This is a genomic window from Serratia sp. 2723, from assembly GCF_050434425.1.
In the GTDB taxonomy this organism is placed as follows: domain Bacteria; phylum Pseudomonadota; class Gammaproteobacteria; order Enterobacterales; family Enterobacteriaceae; genus Chania.
Map to the genome: position 1 here is coordinate 266,372 of NZ_JBNDIN010000007.1, position 17,774 is coordinate 284,145.

Sequence of the window (17,774 nt, forward strand, 5' to 3'; positions counted from 1 at the left end):
AATTGCCCCATCATTCTTATCCTCATGAGTCACGACCATAAAGTTTTGGTTGATCGCGACGAACCTGTTTATCTATCCGGCTCGATGTCCGGCCTCGCTTGATGTATGAAACGCACGTTGGTAAAACATAATGCAAAAAAAATAACCGACGCGTTAAAACGTCGGCTATCTGCATTTCGCGTATTTTGCCATAAGATCACAGAAAGACAAGATGCTGAAACCTTCTAATACAAATTCTTTTGCTTAATATCAGGAAAAACGCCTTTCCCCGCCATCAGGGTGCCTGACATCAGGCATTTTTCAGCATCCAGTCGATCTCGGTTTCCGTCACCAACCGTTCAAACTGCGTCAGTTCACCCATTTTGCAGGCGTGATAAACCTGTGAGAAACGTTCACCCAGGTAGTGCTTCAGTTCGTGCTGATGTTCAAATTCGTATAGGGCATCGCTTTGGCGGATCGGGAACGCTAGCCCCTCCTGCTGCAAACCGTTGCCGGTCACCGGCTCAGGCAGCGGCAATTCGGTGTCTAGCCCGTACAGCATCCCCGCCAGGATCGTCGCCACCACCAGATAGGGGTTGGCGTCGGCACCGGCAACGCGGTACTCCACACGGTGGTTCTGCGCATCGCCACAGGGAATGCGCAACGCCACGGTACGGTTGTTATGCCCCCAGGACGCCTGGATCGGCACATACATCCCCGGCTGGAAACGGCGGAACGCATTCACGTTGGGTGCCAACACCGCCATTGATGCAGGCATCAAAGCGATCATCCCGGCCAATGTCCGCTTGAGCAGCAGCGAGTCTTCGCCATCCGCTTCGGCAAACAGGTTTTTTCCCGCACTGTCTACCACGCTGAGATGGACATGCATGCCACTCCCCGCGTAATCCTCATAAGGTTTTGCCATAAAGGTGGCGTGCATATGGTGATGTTCGGCCACCTGACGCACCAACCGCTTCAGCGCCAGCGCATGATCGCAGGCTTGCAGCACGTTGTCGGTGTGATTCAGGTTCACCTCAAACTGGCCGGGGGAAGCCTCAGCCACTGCGCCATCCGCCGGTAGCCCTTGCATCTGTGCCAACATGTCGATGTCGTTGAGCACCCCGGCAAAATGGTTGAGGTTATCCAGCGAATAGACCTGGCTCTGTACGTTGCGTTCCTGGGTACCCGGTGTGCACGGCGGTTGCAGATAACCTGCCGAGTCTCGCTGTCGATCGATGAGATAAAACTCCAGCTCTACCGCTACCACCGGGAACAGTCCGCGCTGGCGCAACGCCTGCCATATTCGGTTCAGTACGTTGCGGGGTTCAACGTCAAAGGGAGTACCATCTTCATCCAGCATGGTCAGCAGCACCTGACCAATGTGTTGCGGATCCGCCGCCGACGGCGTCAGCGTACCGGGCACGGGCATGCAGATACGATCCGGCTCGCCCAGTTCCTGCCCCAACCCGGCCTCTTCGACCACATTGCCCAAAATGTCCATAGCGAACACCGAGGCGGGGAAATAGCAGCCTTTTTCAACTTTTTTCAACCCGGAGACGGGAATGCGTTTACCGCGGAAGGAACCATTGAGATCGGTGAGAAGGATATCGATATACTGCGTGGCAGGATGGCGTTCCAAATAGTGAGCAACCTCACTTTGGAACGCGCTACTTCGCCTTTCTTCACTATGCTGTGCAAAATCTTCCACTACTGCGCTATTGGTTTGCATACATCACCTGCCGTTGTGCTCTTGGGAATGCCTTCGCATCCGCTTGCCGATTGACTTAACACATGGTTTGATTTCTCTGTAGAGTGCGCCACAGGCTGGCGCTCAAAATAACATCCATAATATGAAACATAGCTTTAACATAAATGGTTTGCAAATGTTACAATGGCGTTTGATTATTCGCCAGGTGCTGCTAAATTGATAAAATATTGACCGAAAAGGCGTTGTTTGCGCTTTGTTGGTACCGAATTTTTTCCGCCAGACCAGGGGGAAACATGGGCAATATATTTTCCAATGGCCGCCCAACTACCGATATCATGGGGTTTCGATATCACTCAGACAGGTACCCGGCTCCGGGTGTGATCCCAACCTGTCGCTCCTACCAAAAGGAACTACCGTTATGAGCGAAGTCAGCTTGGCACCAGGCAAGCGCCTGTCGCAGATCCGTCAACACTTGGGTTTGTCACAGCGCAGGGTCGCCGAACTGTCCGGATTAACCCACAGTGCCATCAGCACCATTGAGCAGGACAAAGTCAGCCCTGCCATTAGTACGCTGCAGAAGCTGCTGAAGGTCTATGGGCTATCACTGTCTGAATTTTTTGCTGAACCTGAACGGCCAGATGAGCCCAAAGTGGTGATCGAGCCGGACGATCTGATCGAGATCGGCAGCCAAGGCGTTTCGATGAAGCTGGTGCATAACGGTAGCCCTACCCGCAGCCTCGCCATGATGCTGGAGACCTATCAACCTGGTACCACCACCGGCGAGAAGATCAAGCATCAGGGCGAAGAGATCGGCACGCTGCTTGAAGGGGAGATCATGCTGACGGTCAACGGCCAAACCTATCTGCTGACCGCTGGCCAGAGCTATGCCATCAACACCGGTATGCCCCATAGCTTCAGCAATACCTCAACGCGCGTTTGCAAGATCGTCAGCGCGCATACCCCAACCACCTTCTGACAAGAACCGCCGGAGGAGTGATTATGGAACATGTTGCCAGCTATTATGCCGCCAGTGCTAACCCTCATGCTCCTTATCCCCAGTTGAACGAGGCTATCCGCTGCGATGTCTGCATTGTCGGTGGCGGTTTTAGCGGCCTTTCCAGCGCCTTGCATCTGATCGAAGCCGGTTACGACGTAGTGGTGCTGGAAGCCGCCCGCATCGGTTGGGGAGCCAGTGGGCGCAACGGTGGGCAGGTGGTGAACTCCTACAGTCGCGATATCGATGTGATCGAGGCTCGCTACGGCCAGCAGACCGCGGCGATGCTCGGCAGCATGATGTTTGAAGGCGCAGAGATCATTCGCCAGCGTATCGATCGCTACGCCATCGCCTGCGACTATCGCCCCGGAGCGGTTTCTGCCGCCTTAAGTAACAGGCAATTCAGCGCGTTAACAGAAAAAATGGCGCATTGGCAACGTTATGGCCACCAGCAACTGGAACTGCTGGACGGGGAAGCCATGCGGCGCACCGTTGCCAGCGAACGCTATGTCGGAGGGCTGCTGGATCGCCAAGGTGGCCATCTCCATCCGTTAAATCTGGCGCTGGGCGAGGCCGAAGCGGTACGCCGCCACGGCGGCCGGCTGTTTGAACAATCGGCGGTCACCCATATCGATTACGGCCAACCCGCCAAGCTACACACCGCTCTTGGCTCCGTCAGCGCCAGCCTGGTGATCCTGGCAGGCAATGCCTATCTGGGGGAAAAGCTGGAACCCCGCCTCGGCCAAATGAGCATGCCCTGCGGCTCGCAAATCATCGCCACCGAGCCTTTATCTGCGGATATGGCCCTTTCCCTGTTGCCGGATAATTACTGCGTTGAAGACTGCAACTATCTGCTCGATTACTTCCGCCTGACGGCGGACAACCGTTTGTTATACGGTGGTGGCGTGGTCTATGGCGCACAGGAACCAGCGGATATCGACGCCAGGATCCGGCCCTTGATGCTCAAAACCTTCCCGCAGTTGAAGAAGGTGCGTATCGATTACCGCTGGACCGGCAATTTCCTGCTGACCCTGTCGCGCATGCCGCAGTTTGGCCGGCTGGAGAACAACGTCTATTACCTGCAAGGCGACAGCGGCCACGGCGTAACCTTGACGCATCTGGCAGGCAAACTGATTGCCGAAGTGCTGCGCGGCGATGCGGAACGCTTTGATGCTTTCGCCCAACTCCCCCATTTGCCATTCTTCGGTGGCCGCCATTTACAGGTGCCATTTACCGCCCTGGGTGCCGCCTACTACGCCCTGCGCGATCGCTTAGGGTTCTGATCCCGCTTTTTATCTGCGTTATGCCATTTTGCATGTTGCAAAAATGGCAATTCGTGTTAAAAAAGAGTTTCTTTAGCCGTCTATACATCCAAATGAATTTCATATTGCCGCCACTAGCCGCGATTTGAAACACGAGGGGCTCAGTGTCTTCAGCCAAACTATGCCGACCAACACCGCTTCACGCCTGGAGATGCGCAATATCTCCATCGCCTTTGCCGGGTTCAACGCACTGCAAAACGTCGATTTTACGCTGCAAGGCGGTTCGACCCATGCGCTGGTGGGGGCCAACGGTGCGGGTAAGTCCACACTGATGGGCATCCTCTCCGGTGCTCATAACCATTATCAGGGTGAAATTTTTATCGACGGCCAAAAGGTCGAGATTCATTCGCCGCTACAGGCACGCCAACACGGGATCCAGGTGGTACAGCAGGAGGTGGATGTGGCGCTGATCCCCACGTTGTCCGTTGCGGAAAACATCATGTTGGACTGGCTCAATCTGCCGGGCCATGTGCTGAACTGGCGGCAGTTGCATCGCCAGGCCGCCGCGCTGTTGCAGCAGCTTGGGCTGAATATCAACCCACGCCAACGCCTGGAAGCCTGTACGTTGGCGGAGAAACAGCAGGTGCTGCTGGCCCGGGCGCTATCCCACCGCTGCCGTTTTCTGGTGCTTGATGAGCCAACTGCTCCGCTGGACAGCGCCGAGAGCGAACGCCTGTTCCACATCGTGCACCGCCTGCGCGCCGAAGGTATCGGCATCGTATTTATTTCCCACCGCATCCACGAATTGAAAACCGTCTGCGACCATTTGACGGTCCTGCGCGACGGTCGCCATGCCGGAGAAGGCAGCATGCAGGGCTTGAGCGGTGAGCAGATCGTCGAAAAAATGCTGGGCCATTCGCTGGACGATATCTTCCCCGCCCCCCGCCCACCGCACGGCTCCCATCCACTATTGCGGGTTGAAGGATTACACGATCGGCATAAGCTGCGTGATATCTCTTTGACCCTGCACCAAGGGGAGATCCTCGGCATTGCCGGGCTGGCGGGCGCAGGTAAGACCGAGCTTTGCAAAGCGTTATTCGGCGCAATCCCCAGTAAATTGGCGCAGGGAGAGCTGCGCGGCAAACCCTGGGCACCGCATTCGCCATATCTTTCGGTAGAACAAGGCCTGGCGCTGGTGCCGGAAGAGCGCCGCAAGGAAGGCATTTTTATCCACGAAGCCATCCCGATGAACCTGAGCGTCAGCGCCGATGACAGCTTCTCCCGCTGGGGCCTGTTCAGCCGCCGTCAGGAACTGCACTGGGCGTTAGAGATTATGCAACGGCTTGGCATACGGGCCTCCGGCCCACAGCAAAAGCTGGCACGCCTGTCTGGCGGCAATCAGCAAAAAGTGGCGATTGGTAAGTGGCTACGTGGCAACGCTGACGTGCTGATCTTTGACGAACCGACCAAAGGCGTAGATATCAAGGCCAAACAGGATCTGTTCCGGCTGATCGACGGTTTGGCTCGTGACGGCAAAGGCATTATCTATGCTTCCGGCGAGTTTTCCGAACTGGTGGGCCTGTGCGATCGCATCTGCGTGCTGTGGGATGGCCGCGTGGTGGCGGAGCTCAACGCCGCCGATATTGATGAAGAAACCCTATTACTGTATTCCACCGGAGGGGCTCCTGCGTGAGTAAAGAATTATCCCTGAAAAGCGTTCTACCCTGGCGCCACCAGCTGTTTGAATTTTTGTATAAATGGGGGATGTTGCTCACCGTCGTCGCATTGATCGCGCTGTTTGGCCTGGCCTCCGACAATTTCCTCGATGCCAACAACATCATCAACATTCTGCGTTCGATCGCCATCGTCACGGTGATTGCCATTGGCGTGTCGATTTCACTCACGGTGGGCGGTTTCGATCTCTCCGTCGGCTCAACGGCGTCGCTGGCTAATGCATTGGTGATCTCGCTGTTTGCCTGGTACGGCTTCGGCACTACCGGCGCCATCGTGCTGACGCTGCTGTTGTGTACTCTGGTCGGCCTGTTCAATGCCTTGTTGATCGTGGTGCTGAAGATCCCCGATATGCTGGCCACGCTCGCCAGCCTGTTCGTTATCCAGGGCGTGGCCATGACTTACAGCTACGGCGGCTCCATCACCCAGAATATGGTGCTGCCAAACGGGGATATGGCCGAAGGCGTGATCCCTGAGGTGTTCTCCACGCTGGGCCAGGTGCCGGTCATCGTGCTGATTATGCTGGCGGTGACGGTGATCATGCAGCTTTTCCTGTCGCTGACCAAACATGGCCGCCGGATGTATGCCATCGGCGGTAACCCGGAGGCCGCCCGGCTTTCCGGTATCCGCACGGTACGTTACAGGGTTACCGCATACGTGCTTTCCTCCCTGCTGGCGGGCCTTGGCGGTATTTTGCTGGCGTCACGTATCGGTTCCTCACAGGTTAACGCCGGTGGCGGTTACCTGATGGATGCGGTGGCGGCGGCCTATATCGGCTTCTCCCTGGCGGGTTCCGGCAAACCTAATGCTCTGGGCACCCTGGTTGGCGCGATTATCCTGGGCGTCTTGCAAAACGGCCTGGTGATGCTCTCCGTACCCTACTACGCCATGGATATCATTAAAGGGCTGGTGTTGGCATTGGCACTGGCAATCACTTACATCCAGAAACGCTGATCACCCCGGCGCACCCCAGCGCTGCGCCGGGCTATACCCCTCATTTTCCTCTGGTTTCAATGCATTACTGATAAAGCATACAAATGATACGAGTTATCATTTGCATTTACATTTCTGGCAATTTCCTTACAATGGCCTGACGATTTCCTCAAGAAACGGAAATTCTCGCGGTAGCGTGAAAAACATATTCTTTTAAATCAAACAACTAACAGGAAAACCTGTTGACCTCGGGACGGGAATATTTAACCCAATGGAAAAGCCAAGCTATAACACTTTGACCGCGTTAATCCTCGCATCACTCGCCAGCGGCAGCGCACTGGCACAAACTGAAGATACCATGGTGGTCACCGCCTCCGGTTTCCAGCAAAGAATTCAAGACTCGCCAGCCACCATTTCGGTGATCCCTCGCCAACAGTTGGAAACCCGCGCCTACCGCGACGTTACCGATGCGTTGAAAGACGTGCCGGGCGTGGTGGTAACCGGCGGTGCCAGCAGCAGTGATATCAGCATTCGTGGGATGTCCTCCAAATACACGCTGATCCTGATCGATGGTAAACGTGTCGATACGCGTGGCACCCGTCCTAATAGCGATAACGCCGGTATCGAGCAAGGTTGGTTGCCGCCATTGCAGGCTATCGAACGTATTGAAGTGGTTCGCGGGCCAATGTCTTCACTCTATGGCTCCGATGCCATGGGCGGGGTGATCAACATTATCACGCGCAAAACCTCGACCACTAAAGACTGGGTTGGCTCCGTGCAAGGCGATGCCACCATTCAGGAAGACCGGGATTCCGGTGATATCTACCAGACCAACGCCTACGCCTCCGGCCCGCTGATCGATGGACTGCTTGGCCTGCGGGTGAATGGTCTGTTCTCCCATCGTGGGGAAGACCACTTTACCAATGGCTTTAACGAACAGCGTATGCGCAGCGGCACAGCGGTATTCAGCCTGACGCCGGATGAAAAGAACGATTTTGATTTCGAAATTGGCCGTTCCCTGCAGGATCGCAACAGTACGCCGGGTAAGTCCGTGGCAGCGGAAAAATGCAAAAAAGGCGTTTGTACGCCGAACAACCCCAGCGACAACCTGTATACCCGTAATAACTATTCGATCACCCATAACGGTTATTACGACTTTGGTAACAGCACCAGCTACATTCAACGGGAAGAGACCAATAACCCAGGGCGTGACATGAAGATGTACAACACCATCTTCAACACCCAGACCCAATTTGACCTTGGCTCCCACATGCTGAACCTCGGCGGGCAATACCGCTACGAGAAGCTGAGTGACAGTGGCAACCAGCTGGAAGCGGCTGACGGTTTAGACCAGTTGACCCGCTGGAGCTGGGCGCTGTTCGCCGAAGACGAATGGGCGCTGACCAACGATTTCAGCCTGACCACCGGGATCCGTATGGATCGCGATCAGAACTACGGCAGCCACTGGACACCGCGCATGTATGGCGTGTGGCACCTGACGGAGATGTGGACCGTGAAAGGCGGGGTTTCTGCGGGTTATCGCTCGCCAGACCTGCGCCAGTCCTCTGCCAACTGGGGCCAGGCCACCGGCGGTGGCGTGAACAACGGCATCATCGTGGGTAACCCGAATCTGAAGCCGGAGAAAAGCATCAGTGAAGAAGTCGGCATACTGTGGGATAACCAGGAGGGGCTGAACGCAGGCATCACCCTGTACAACACCGATTTCAAAGACAAGATCACCGAAGTTCGCCGCTGTAATAGTTCAGATGATCCGGCCTGCACCATCGGTAACACCCCTTATGATTTCGTCAGCGACCGCGTCAACGTGGATAAAGCCAATATGCGCGGTATCGAAGTCACCACCGGCTGGCAGATCACCGAAGACTGGAAGCTGAGCACCAACTACACCTTTACCGAATCTGAACAGAAGAGCGGCGAGTTCCAGGGCAAGGCGCTGAACCAGATGCCGAAGCACATGATCAATGGCGTGCTGGATTGGCAAGCTACGGAGGATCTCGGCCTGTGGTCACGCGTTAACTTCCGCAGCAAAACCTCGGAATACCTGAGCCGTACCTCAATGGCGGTCAGCACGCCATCCTATACCTTTGTTGACGCCGGGGTGAGTTACCAGGCGCTGAAAAACCTGCAGCTCAGCGGTGGGGTTTACAACATTCTGGACAAAACCGTGGATTACGAGCACTTCAACACCACGCTGGATGGCCGTCGTTATACCGTGGGCATGACTTACAACTTCTGATTGCCGAACATACTTTGTACCAAGGGGCTGCCATCGTGCGGCCCTTTTTTTGGTTGGCGTTTAGCTAGGGGGGATTTTTGCGGGGGAGATAACGCGGCGGTAACCCGCCGCGCCTGGAGCTTATCGCTTACTTGTCAGGGTTCCACTTCGGGAATTCCATTTCGCTGTACTTCACCACTTTGGTGCCGCGCGTCAGCTTATAACCGAACCAGATAATCAGGAACAGTGGAATACCGATGTAGGTTGCCGTCACGCCGTACCAGTCGATACGATCCGCCAGGAAGGCCTGATAGTTCTGCCCCAGCGTGATGATCAAGCACAGCACGAAGGCAAACATTGGCCCCAACGGGAAGAAACCGGATTGATACGGCAGATCGCTCAGGCTATTCCCTTGCATCACATAGCCGCGACGGAAACGGTAGTGGCTGATGGCAATCCCCAACCAGGCGATAAAGCCGGTCATGCCCGAGGTATTGAGCAGCCACAGATAAACGGACTGATTACCAAACATCGAGCTGAGGAAGCACAGCGCCGCTACGACGGTGGTAGCATACAGCGCATTACGCGGCACACCGCCTTTTGACAGCTTGGCGAAAATGCGTGGTGCCTTACCTTCCGATGCCAGCGTAAACAGCATACGGGTTGAAGCATACATCCCGGAGTTACCCGCAGAAAGTACCGCCGTCAGGATCACCGCGTTCATCACCGCCGCCGCAGAGAGCAGGCCAGCATGTTCAAATACCAGCGTGAACGGGCTGACGCTGATGTCTTTCACGTCATTGCGTAACAGGCTTGGATCGGTATAAGGAATGATCAGGCTGATGATCAGGATCGCGAAGATATAGAACAGCAGAATACGCCAGAACACCTGACGCACCGCGCGCGGAATGTTCTTGCCCGGATCTTCCGACTCGCCCGCCGCGATACCGATCAGTTCGGTGCCCTGGAACGAGAAGCCGACGATCATCGCCACGCCAATCATGGCCGAGAAGCCACCGGCAAACGGTGCATCACCGATCGTCCAGTTATGCCAACCGGCATTTTCACCGCCCTTCAAGATACCGAAAATCATCAGTACGCCAAGGCCGATAAAGATAATGACCGTGCTCACCTTGATCAGCGAGAACCAGTATTCCGCTTCACCGAAGCCTTTGACCGAGATGTAGTTAAGCAAGAACATCAGGCCAAGGAACAGGGCGCTCCAGATCCAGCCCGGCGTGTCCGGGAACCAGTAGTTCATCACCAACTGTGACGCCACCAGATCGACCGCAATGGTCACCGCCCAGTTGTACCAATAGTTCCAGCCCAGCGCAAAGCCGAAGCCCTCTTCAACATACTTGGCACCATAGGTGGAAAACGATCCTGAAACCGGCATAAACGCCGCCAGCTCACCCAGGCTGGTCATCAGGAAATACACCATCAGACCAATCAATGCATAGGAGAGTAGCGCGCCGCCTGGGCCTGCCTGGGAAACCGTTGCCCCAGAGGCAACAAACAGGCCGGTACCGATGGAACCGCCAATGGCAATCATGGTTAAATGCCGCGCTTTCAGCTCGCGGCGTAATCCGGGTGCTTGCTGCCCCGCTGTTTTTATATCCTGCTGAGCCATTCTTACCCTATCTGCTCGTCAAAAATGAGGGCCGGATTGTAACAAATACCCGCCAGCGAACTAGTAACATTGCCCTGATATAAGATAGCTTCATAATCCACGGCCAATTATTAGCAGCGGCCCTAATGATGACTTTGTGTGATCTTGATCGGATGTTGCCCAACGCAATAGCTCAAGAAACGCCGTAGCGCATTGGAGATGTGTTTTTGCCGGTGATGGATCAGATACAGCGTGCGCATCAATGGCGGCAGAGGGATACTCAGTTCCACCAACACCCCGCTAGCCAGCTGTTCTTCCACTACGCGACGTGACAGGCAACTGATGCCGATGCCGTGGCGTACCGCGTGCTTGATCGCTTCCGAATTGCCCAACTCCATCACCAACTGGAAGTTTGGCAGGTGCGCCAGCAGCAGATGATCCAGCACTTCCCGCGTGCCAGACCCCCGCTCCCGCAGGATCCAAGGGGCACTGGCCAGCGTTGCCAGGGTCACCGGTTGCTGCAGCAAGGGGTTATCCGGCGCGGCAAACACCACCAGTTCATCTTCAAGCCACGGCTGGGTGACCAACTCAGGCATGTGGCACGGCCCTTCGATCAACCCTAAATCGACACGAAAATCGGCTACCGCAACAATCACCTCCTGGCTATTCCCCACGTTCAATTCCAGCGGAGTAGCCGGAAAGTCTTTGCGATAGTGAGCGATCATCTCTGGCAGCATATAGTTGCCGATGGTGCTGCTGGCGGCGATACGTAACGCGCCGCTATCATGCAGGAATAGCTGTTCTATTTCCCCAGCCTGCTCCAGCAGGGCCAGCGCTTTGGGGTATAGCAAGCGGCCATGTTCGTTGATCACCAGGCGTTTACCCACGCGATCGAACAACAACACCTTCAGTTGCCCTTCCAGATCGGCCAGCGCCGCGCTGACCGCCGATTGTGATAAAGCCAGTACCACTGAGGCCTGAGTGGTGGATCCGCTTTTCAGCACCTCGGTAAAAACTTCCAGTTGGCGCAAAGTGATATGCATAGCAGCCTCGACATAAAGAGAATGGCTAGTCAGCAGTCAGACAGAACCATTTAAATTAAAACGCCAGAAAATCAGCCACACGGCGTCGATAAGCTAACCGCCCTGCCTTATAAGGTTATCACGTTTATAGGATTAGGCTTGGCAGAGTAGCCGATCCGTCCAGGTGATAAACCACTTATTTCGATAAGTTATAAAGATATAATCAATTTCTCTTTTAGGTCACCTGCTTTTATCATTGCACTCAGAAATTTAGCAGAGGACAAAATAATCATGGCGAGTCACAGCACTCATCCCTTTCCCGAACAGCGTTTTCCCCTGTTTGGACTACCACGGCTGATACCAGGCTTACTGCTGACCGGCGCGCTGACCGCGTTTTCGGTCTGGGCGGGCAATGTCCCCTGGATTGCCGGATTGGGATTAGGCGCCCTGACGCTGGCAATCCTGTGCGGTATCCTGGTCGGCAACACTCTTTATCCCTGGTTGCAGCCTGGCTGCCATACCGGCGTACAGCTGGCCAAACAGAGGCTGCTGCGCCTGGGGATCATTCTTTATGGCTTTCGTTTAACCTTCCAGCAAATTGCCGACGTGGGGGCCAGCGGGATCATTATCGATGCCCTGACCCTGAGCAGCACTTTCTTGCTAGCCTGCTGGTTGGGTAAAAAAGTGTTCGGCCTCGACAGCCAAACCACCATGCTGATCGGTGCTGGTAGCAGCATCTGCGGAGCCGCAGCCGTGATGGCCACCGAGCCGGTGCTGAAGGCAGACTCCAGTAAGGTTGCCGTCGCTGTCTCTACCGTAGTGGTGTTTGGTACGCTGGCGATCTTTGCCTACCCGTGGCTGTATCAACTGAATGAGCACTTCCAGTGGCTGCCGTTGACGCAGGAAACCTTCGGCATCTACGCGGGTTCGACAATCCATGAAGTGGCTCAGGTGGTTGCTGCTGGTCATGCCATCGGCCCGGATGCGGAAAACGCGGCGGTGATTGCCAAGATGATCCGCGTCATGATGCTGGCCCCGTTCCTGCTGTTGCTGTCCGGCTATATCAGCCGCCGGGCCGGTAGCGGCAGCAAGAGTGAAAAATCGGCCATCACCATTCCGTGGTTCGCCGTGTTGTTTATCGCCGTTGCCGGGCTGAACTCGTTCAACCTGATCCCGGCCACGCTGGTACAGCATCTGATCACCATCGACACCTGGATGCTGGCCATGGCGATGGCCGCTTTGGGTCTGACCACCCACATTAGCGCGGTGCGTCAGGCTGGAGTGAAACCCATTCTGCTGGCGACGCTGCTGTTCGTCTGGCTGATCGTTGGCGGCGGTGCAATCAACCTGTTGGTGCAGCACCTGTTGTGATCCCCCTCTTCAGGCCCGAGCTTTCGGGCCTGCTTGTTTTACCCCCGCCATTCAATCCTTCACTTATCAATGCCATAATGGCAGCGTTAACACAGGAGAATGAAAATGAAGTTTGTCGGTGCACACGTCAGCGCTTCTGGCGGCGTAGATCAGGCCGTGATCCGCGCACACGAATTAGAGGCGACCGCATTCGCCCTGTTCACTAAAAATCAGCGTCAATGGAAGGCAGCCCCACTGCCTGCCGACATGATAGACAAGTTTAAAAGTGCCTGCGCACAGTACGGCTACGGTCCAGGGCAAATCTTGCCGCACGACAGCTATCTGATTAACCTTGGCCATCCGGTAACGGACGCGCTGGAGAAATCCCGTGAGGCGTTTCTTGATGAGATGCAACGCTGTGAGCAACTGGGGCTGACGCTGCTGAACTTCCACCCGGGCAGCCACTTGATGCAGATCGATGAGGATAAATGCCTGGCAAGGATCGCCGAGTCGATCAACATCGTGCTGGATAAAACCCAGGGCGTCACCGCCGTGATCGAGAATACCGCCGGGCAAGGCAGCAACCTGGGGTTCAAATTTGAACATCTGGCGGCGATCATCGACGGTGTAGAAGACAAGAGCCGCGTCGGTGTCTGTATTGATACCTGCCACGCTTTCGCCGCCGGTTACGATCTGCGTAGCGAAGAGGATTGCCAGAAGACGTTTAAAGAGCTGGGCGAGGTGGTAGGCTTCAACTACCTGCGCGGTATGCATCTTAACGATGCCAAGAGCGAGTTTGGCAGCCGTGTTGACCGCCACCACAGCCTGGGTGAAGGCAATATCGGTAAGACCGTGTTCAGCTATATCATGCGCGACCCGCGCTTCGATAATATCCCGCTGATCCTGGAAACGGTGAACCCGGATATCTGGGCCGAGGAAATTGCCTGGCTGAAGGCGCAGCAGTAATTTTTCTGCGGACATAAAAAAGCCGGCATTTTTCAGATGCCGGCTTTTTATTGCGTGGTTGCCGTTACGCGACCGTGGCTACCGGCGCTTCAGAGCGTTTAAGGACCGCATAGGCCACGCCCGCCAGCAGGGTACCTGCCACAATCGCCAACAGATACAGCAGCACTGGCGAGATGGCTCCGGGGATCAACAGCACGAACAGACCACCGTGTGGTGCCATCAGTTTTGCACCGAAGGCCATCGACAGCGCACCGGTCAGGGCACCACCGGCGATACAGCACGGCAGAACGCGCATCGGATCACGGGCGGCAAACGGAATTGCCCCTTCAGTGATAAAGCACAGGCCCAACACCAACGCGGCTTTGCCCCCTTCCTGCTCGGATTTCTCGAACTTGCGACGAGCCAGAATGGTCGCCACCCCCATCGCCAGCGGTGGCACCATACCTGCAGCCATAATCGCTGCCATAGGTGCGTAGACCGAAGAACTCAACAGCGCCACACCAAAGGCATAGGCCGCCTTGTTAACCGGGCCACCCATATCGGTACACATCATCGCACCGAGGATCGCGCCCAGCAGTACCGCATTGGCGGTGCCCAGCGATTGCAGCCAGTTGGTCAGGCCGACCATGATCTTGGCGACGGGCGTGCCCACCACGTAAATCATGATCAAACCGGTGATCAGGCTGGCAACCAGCGGAATAATCAGGATCGGCTTGAGCGCTTCCATACTCTGTGGCAGGTGCAGCTTACCGCTGATGGCCTTGGCCACGTAGCCCGCCAGGAAACCGGCAATAATACCGCCGAGGAAACCCGCACCGGTGCTAACCGCCAACATACCGCCGATCAGGCCCGGCGTCAGGCCGGGACGATCCGCAATGGAGAACGCGATGTAACCCGCCAGAACCGGTACCATCAACGCAAAGGCTGAATCGCTACCGATCTGCATCAGCGCCGCAGCCAGCGTCCCTTTGACTTCAAACGCCTTGATACCAAACACGAACGACAGCGCGATACACAGACCGCCCGCCACCACCATCGGCAGCATGTAAGACACGCCGGTCAGCAGGTGACGATAAGGCCCTGCGCTCTCTTTCTTCTTGCCTGAGCTTGCGGTGCTGCCACTTTTTTGCGGCTGGAAGATTTCGGCTTCTACCTGTGCCTTATCCAGTTCCTGCGCGGTTTTCTTCAACGCCAAACCGGTCGAGGTGCGATACATCGGCTTGCCGGCAAACTTGTCCAGATCCACTTCGATATCTGCCGCGACGATCACCAGATCGGCCGCCGCCACTTCTTCTGGGGTGATCGCATTCCCGGCACCGACGGAACCACGGGTTTCCACTTTCACCCACCAGCCACGTTTCTTGGCTTCGCTCTCGATGGCTTCGGCCGCCATAAAGGTATGAGCAACGCCAGTTGGGCAAGCGGTAACGGCAACAATGCGTTTCGGACCGGCAGATTTTGCCAGTGCTATCGTCTGGGCCGCAGCCTGATACGGTTTGGCTTGCACCTGGGCCGCAGCCAGGAAGGCTTCGGGTTCACGCACCGCGTGTTCCACATCACCGATATAAACCTGTTTACCGTTCAGCTCGGCGTCAGCGGGTGCAGCAACACCCGCCACCACCACCAGTTCAGCCTCGTTGGCCGTGTTAACCAGCGTCAGGCCGGTTTTGGCCGCAGCGGCCTCAAGCATGCGTTTCGCCAGGTGGCTACGAGCCTGCCCAAGCGAACTGTCTATCATCAGCAGCGTTTTCATTCTGACTCCTGCGGTTAATTAAAGGGTTTCAGATCGACACGCGCCATCATCGCGGCCAACTGCGGGCGATCGGTGATGCCAACGTTGCTCTGGCTCACTGCCAAGGCAGCCACGGCAGTGGCCAAGCGCAAGGTATGTTCGCTGGATTCACGCATCAGCAGGCCGTAGATCAGGCCGCCGACCATGGAATCACCGGCACCCACGGTGCTGACCACTTCACAAGCTGGCGGTTTGGCGATCCAGGCACCCGAGGCGTTAACCCACAGCGCGCCTTCGGCACCCAGTGAGATCACTACGTGGGCAATGCCCTGTTCACGCAGGGCGTGAGCGGCTTCCACCACATCCTCCAACTTAGGCAAAGGTTTGCCTGCCCAGATTTCCAGTTCACGACGGTTAGGTTTTACCAACCACGGCGAGGCTTTCAGCCCAGCCACCAGCGCTTCACGGCTGCTGTCAAAAATGATGCACGGACACTGTGCACGCAGGCGGGTCATCCACTCGGTGAAGGCTTCAGGGGCAACCCCGGCAGGCAAGCTACCGCTGACCGCCACCATGTCGAACTGGCCCAGCCAGCTCAGGGAATCCACCACAAAACGTTCCCAATCCTGCGGCGTCACTTCAAAACCGGAGAAGTTGAAATCGGTCACTTCACCGTCTTTTTCCGTCAGCTTGACGTTGATACGTGTACGCCCAGGGACCACCTGAAAACGGTTGGCAATCCCCAAATCGCTGAACAGCAGTTGGAAACCATCCTGGTTGTCTTTACCCAGGAACCCCCCAACGGTGACGTCGATACCTAAATCTTTCAGTACTTTGGCAACGTTGATCCCTTTACCCGCGGCATGGAGACCGGCGGTTTTTACCAGGTTAACCTCACCCCGTTCGATCTCCGGACAAAAGCCCACCAGATCGTAAGCCGGATTCAGGGTTATGGTTGCGACTCTTCTGCTCATGCTGCACCCTCGCCAAGACCTTCACTGATTGCTTCGCCGATGGCTTTCAGCGCCGCTTCAGCATCGTCACCACTGGCGGTAAAGCGCAGGTGATGACCTTTTTTCACTCCCAGTGCCACAACCTTCATCAGGCTGCGACCGTTCGCCGGTTTACCGCTGCCGTCGAGATTGGTAACGGTAATTTCACTGGAGAACTGTTTGATTACGTTGACCAGCGCAGTGCCCGGACGGGCGTGCAGGCCATGCTCGTTGCGTACCATGTATTCTGCACTCAGCACCACGCTCTCTTCGGCAACTTCGCTGGACAGTAACGCCAGCACGCCCACAGCATCGGCGTTCAGCAAGCGTTCAGCTTTTTGGCTCACTAACAGATCGCTTAAGTAGTTCAGCACCGTCAGCGGCTGTTGATCGGCGACGGCGACGGTCAGCAACAGCGCAACCTTTTCGCCCTCTTCCTCAAACGCCTGTGCCGGGCGGCTGACGGTGGCGGCGCTGGTCAGGTTGCCTTCAGTGCTGTCGCTCAGCCAGATCCCCTGCCCCAGATTCAGCGGCTTACGGGTGATCACATCGCTGACAAACTGGGCGTTAACCGCCCCGATTTTTTGCAGACGGCCCGCGTTCAGAGCTTGCAGCGTCATCAGCGAATCGGCTGCCACGTCAACAGCAATCAGTGAGACATCAAACTTGAATTCAGCCGCCAGCTTCTCACCCATCAGCAGGCTGCGCAGCTCTTCGGCTGAAGTCGTTTTTGCCAGCTGTTCGGCGACGCTGTCATCACTGAGCACGTGCGTGAGCTGACGCAGTAACGCCAGATGTTCATCGGAACGCGCGGCAATACCGATCACCACATAGGCCGTCTGGCCTTCGCCCCATTCGATGCCCTGTGGAAACTGAAATACCTGTACACCAGTGTTCAACACCAGATCGCGGGTATCGGTAGTGCCATGGGGAATAGCGATGCCGTTGCCCAAATAGGTGGACGTTTGCAGCTCACGCTGCAGCATGCCGTCAACATAGGCGGCGCTGACGCATCCGGCAGAGGTAAGCGCTGTCGCTACCTGCCTGATGGCTTCCTGTTTGCCGCTAGCCGCAGCGCCCAGGTGAATATCTTGCTGTGACAACTGGAACATGGTTCTCCTCTCCTGCCGAATTGAATCGTTTCAGCCAAGTTAAGAAAAAGGAGCGTCACCCATTGCCTAACCAGGCCATCGATGACGCTGAAACGTTTCAATGAGTGTGTGAGCAGCTATCACCGAAAGCAAGTTTTCTCGATCTCGG

General features: G+C 56.1%; 13 protein-coding genes. 7 read left to right on the forward strand and 6 right to left on the reverse strand.

The features are described from left to right. Positions 1 to 289: 289 nt before the first annotated feature. On the reverse strand, positions 290 to 1,708 hold the full coding sequence (locus ABIE29_RS13535; RefSeq protein WP_429619280.1) for a glutamine synthetase family protein: 1,419 nt from the start codon (positions 1,706 to 1,708) through the stop codon (positions 290 to 292). Positions 1,709 to 2,105: 397 nt separating this feature from the next. Between ABIE29_RS13535 and puuR the strand changes: the two genes are divergently transcribed. The 5 genes from puuR (at position 2,106) to ABIE29_RS13560 (ending at position 8,864) form a co-directional block, all read left to right on the forward strand. After that, entirely contained in the window at positions 2,106 to 2,663 is a 558-nt protein-coding gene (puuR, locus tag ABIE29_RS13540) for an HTH-type transcriptional regulator PuuR (RefSeq protein WP_021805845.1), read from the forward strand. Positions 2,664 to 2,683: 20 nt separating this feature from the next. Beyond that, positions 2,684 to 3,964 carry an NAD(P)/FAD-dependent oxidoreductase gene (locus tag ABIE29_RS13545; RefSeq protein ID WP_429619313.1) on the forward strand — a complete coding sequence of 427 codons (1,281 nt, stop codon included), beginning with the start codon at positions 2,684 to 2,686 and terminating at the stop codon, positions 3,962 to 3,964. A 160-nt stretch (positions 3,965 to 4,124) separates the two neighbouring features. Next, the gene (locus ABIE29_RS13550; protein WP_429619281.1) at positions 4,125 to 5,636 is read left to right on the forward strand and encodes a sugar ABC transporter ATP-binding protein; all 1,512 of its coding nucleotides are present in this window, start codon (positions 4,125 to 4,127) and stop codon (positions 5,634 to 5,636) included. Further along, positions 5,633 to 6,628: an ABC transporter permease gene (locus tag ABIE29_RS13555; protein WP_429619282.1), complete on the forward strand. Its 996-nt coding sequence runs from the start codon at positions 5,633 to 5,635 to the stop codon at positions 6,626 to 6,628. Before ABIE29_RS13550 ends, ABIE29_RS13555 begins: the two co-directional genes overlap by 4 nt. Before the next feature lie 250 nt (positions 6,629 to 6,878). Beyond that, positions 6,879 to 8,864: a ligand-gated channel protein gene (locus ABIE29_RS13560; protein WP_429619283.1), complete on the forward strand. Its 1,986-nt coding sequence runs from the start codon at positions 6,879 to 6,881 to the stop codon at positions 8,862 to 8,864. Between the two features lie 127 nt (positions 8,865 to 8,991). On the opposite strand, the gene ABIE29_RS13565 is transcribed toward ABIE29_RS13560, so the two are convergent. Both ABIE29_RS13565 and yieE read right to left on the reverse strand, forming a co-directional pair. Next, positions 8,992 to 10,473, reverse strand: a complete 1,482-nt coding sequence (locus ABIE29_RS13565; protein WP_024528064.1) for an amino acid permease — start codon at positions 10,471 to 10,473, stop codon at positions 8,992 to 8,994. A 122-nt stretch (positions 10,474 to 10,595) separates the two neighbouring features. Further along, a complete protein-coding gene (gene yieE, locus ABIE29_RS13570) occupies positions 10,596 to 11,495 on the reverse strand; it encodes a DNA-binding transcriptional regulator YeiE (RefSeq protein WP_429619284.1) in 900 nt (299 codons plus the stop codon). A gap of 270 nt (positions 11,496 to 11,765) precedes the next feature. Here yieE and ABIE29_RS13575 point away from each other — a divergent pair, with 270 nt between their 5' ends. Both ABIE29_RS13575 and nfo read left to right on the forward strand, forming a co-directional pair. Then, positions 11,766 to 12,845: a YeiH family protein gene (locus tag ABIE29_RS13575; RefSeq protein WP_429619285.1), complete on the forward strand. Its 1,080-nt coding sequence runs from the start codon at positions 11,766 to 11,768 to the stop codon at positions 12,843 to 12,845. A gap of 105 nt (positions 12,846 to 12,950) precedes the next feature. Further along, a complete protein-coding gene (gene nfo / locus ABIE29_RS13580) occupies positions 12,951 to 13,790 on the forward strand; it encodes a deoxyribonuclease IV (RefSeq protein WP_429619286.1) in 840 nt (279 codons plus the stop codon). Between the two features lie 64 nt (positions 13,791 to 13,854). Here the strand turns inward: nfo and fruA are convergent, their stop codons facing one another. The 3 genes from fruA to fruB are packed head-to-tail and all read right to left on the reverse strand — an operon-like array spanning position 13,855 to position 17,626. Further along, positions 13,855 to 15,543, reverse strand: a complete 1,689-nt coding sequence (fruA, locus tag ABIE29_RS13585) for a PTS fructose transporter subunit IIBC (protein ID WP_429619287.1) — start codon at positions 15,541 to 15,543, stop codon at positions 13,855 to 13,857. 14 nt (positions 15,544 to 15,557) lie between these two features. After that, positions 15,558 to 16,496, reverse strand: coding sequence for a 1-phosphofructokinase (gene fruK / locus ABIE29_RS13590; RefSeq protein ID WP_429619288.1), 939 nt, complete (start codon positions 16,494 to 16,496; stop codon positions 15,558 to 15,560). Then, on the reverse strand, positions 16,493 to 17,626 hold the full coding sequence (fruB, locus tag ABIE29_RS13595) for a fused PTS fructose transporter subunit IIA/HPr protein (protein ID WP_429619289.1): 1,134 nt from the start codon (positions 17,624 to 17,626) through the stop codon (positions 16,493 to 16,495). Before fruB ends, fruK begins: the two co-directional genes overlap by 4 nt. Positions 17,627 to 17,774: the final 148 nt, after the last annotated feature.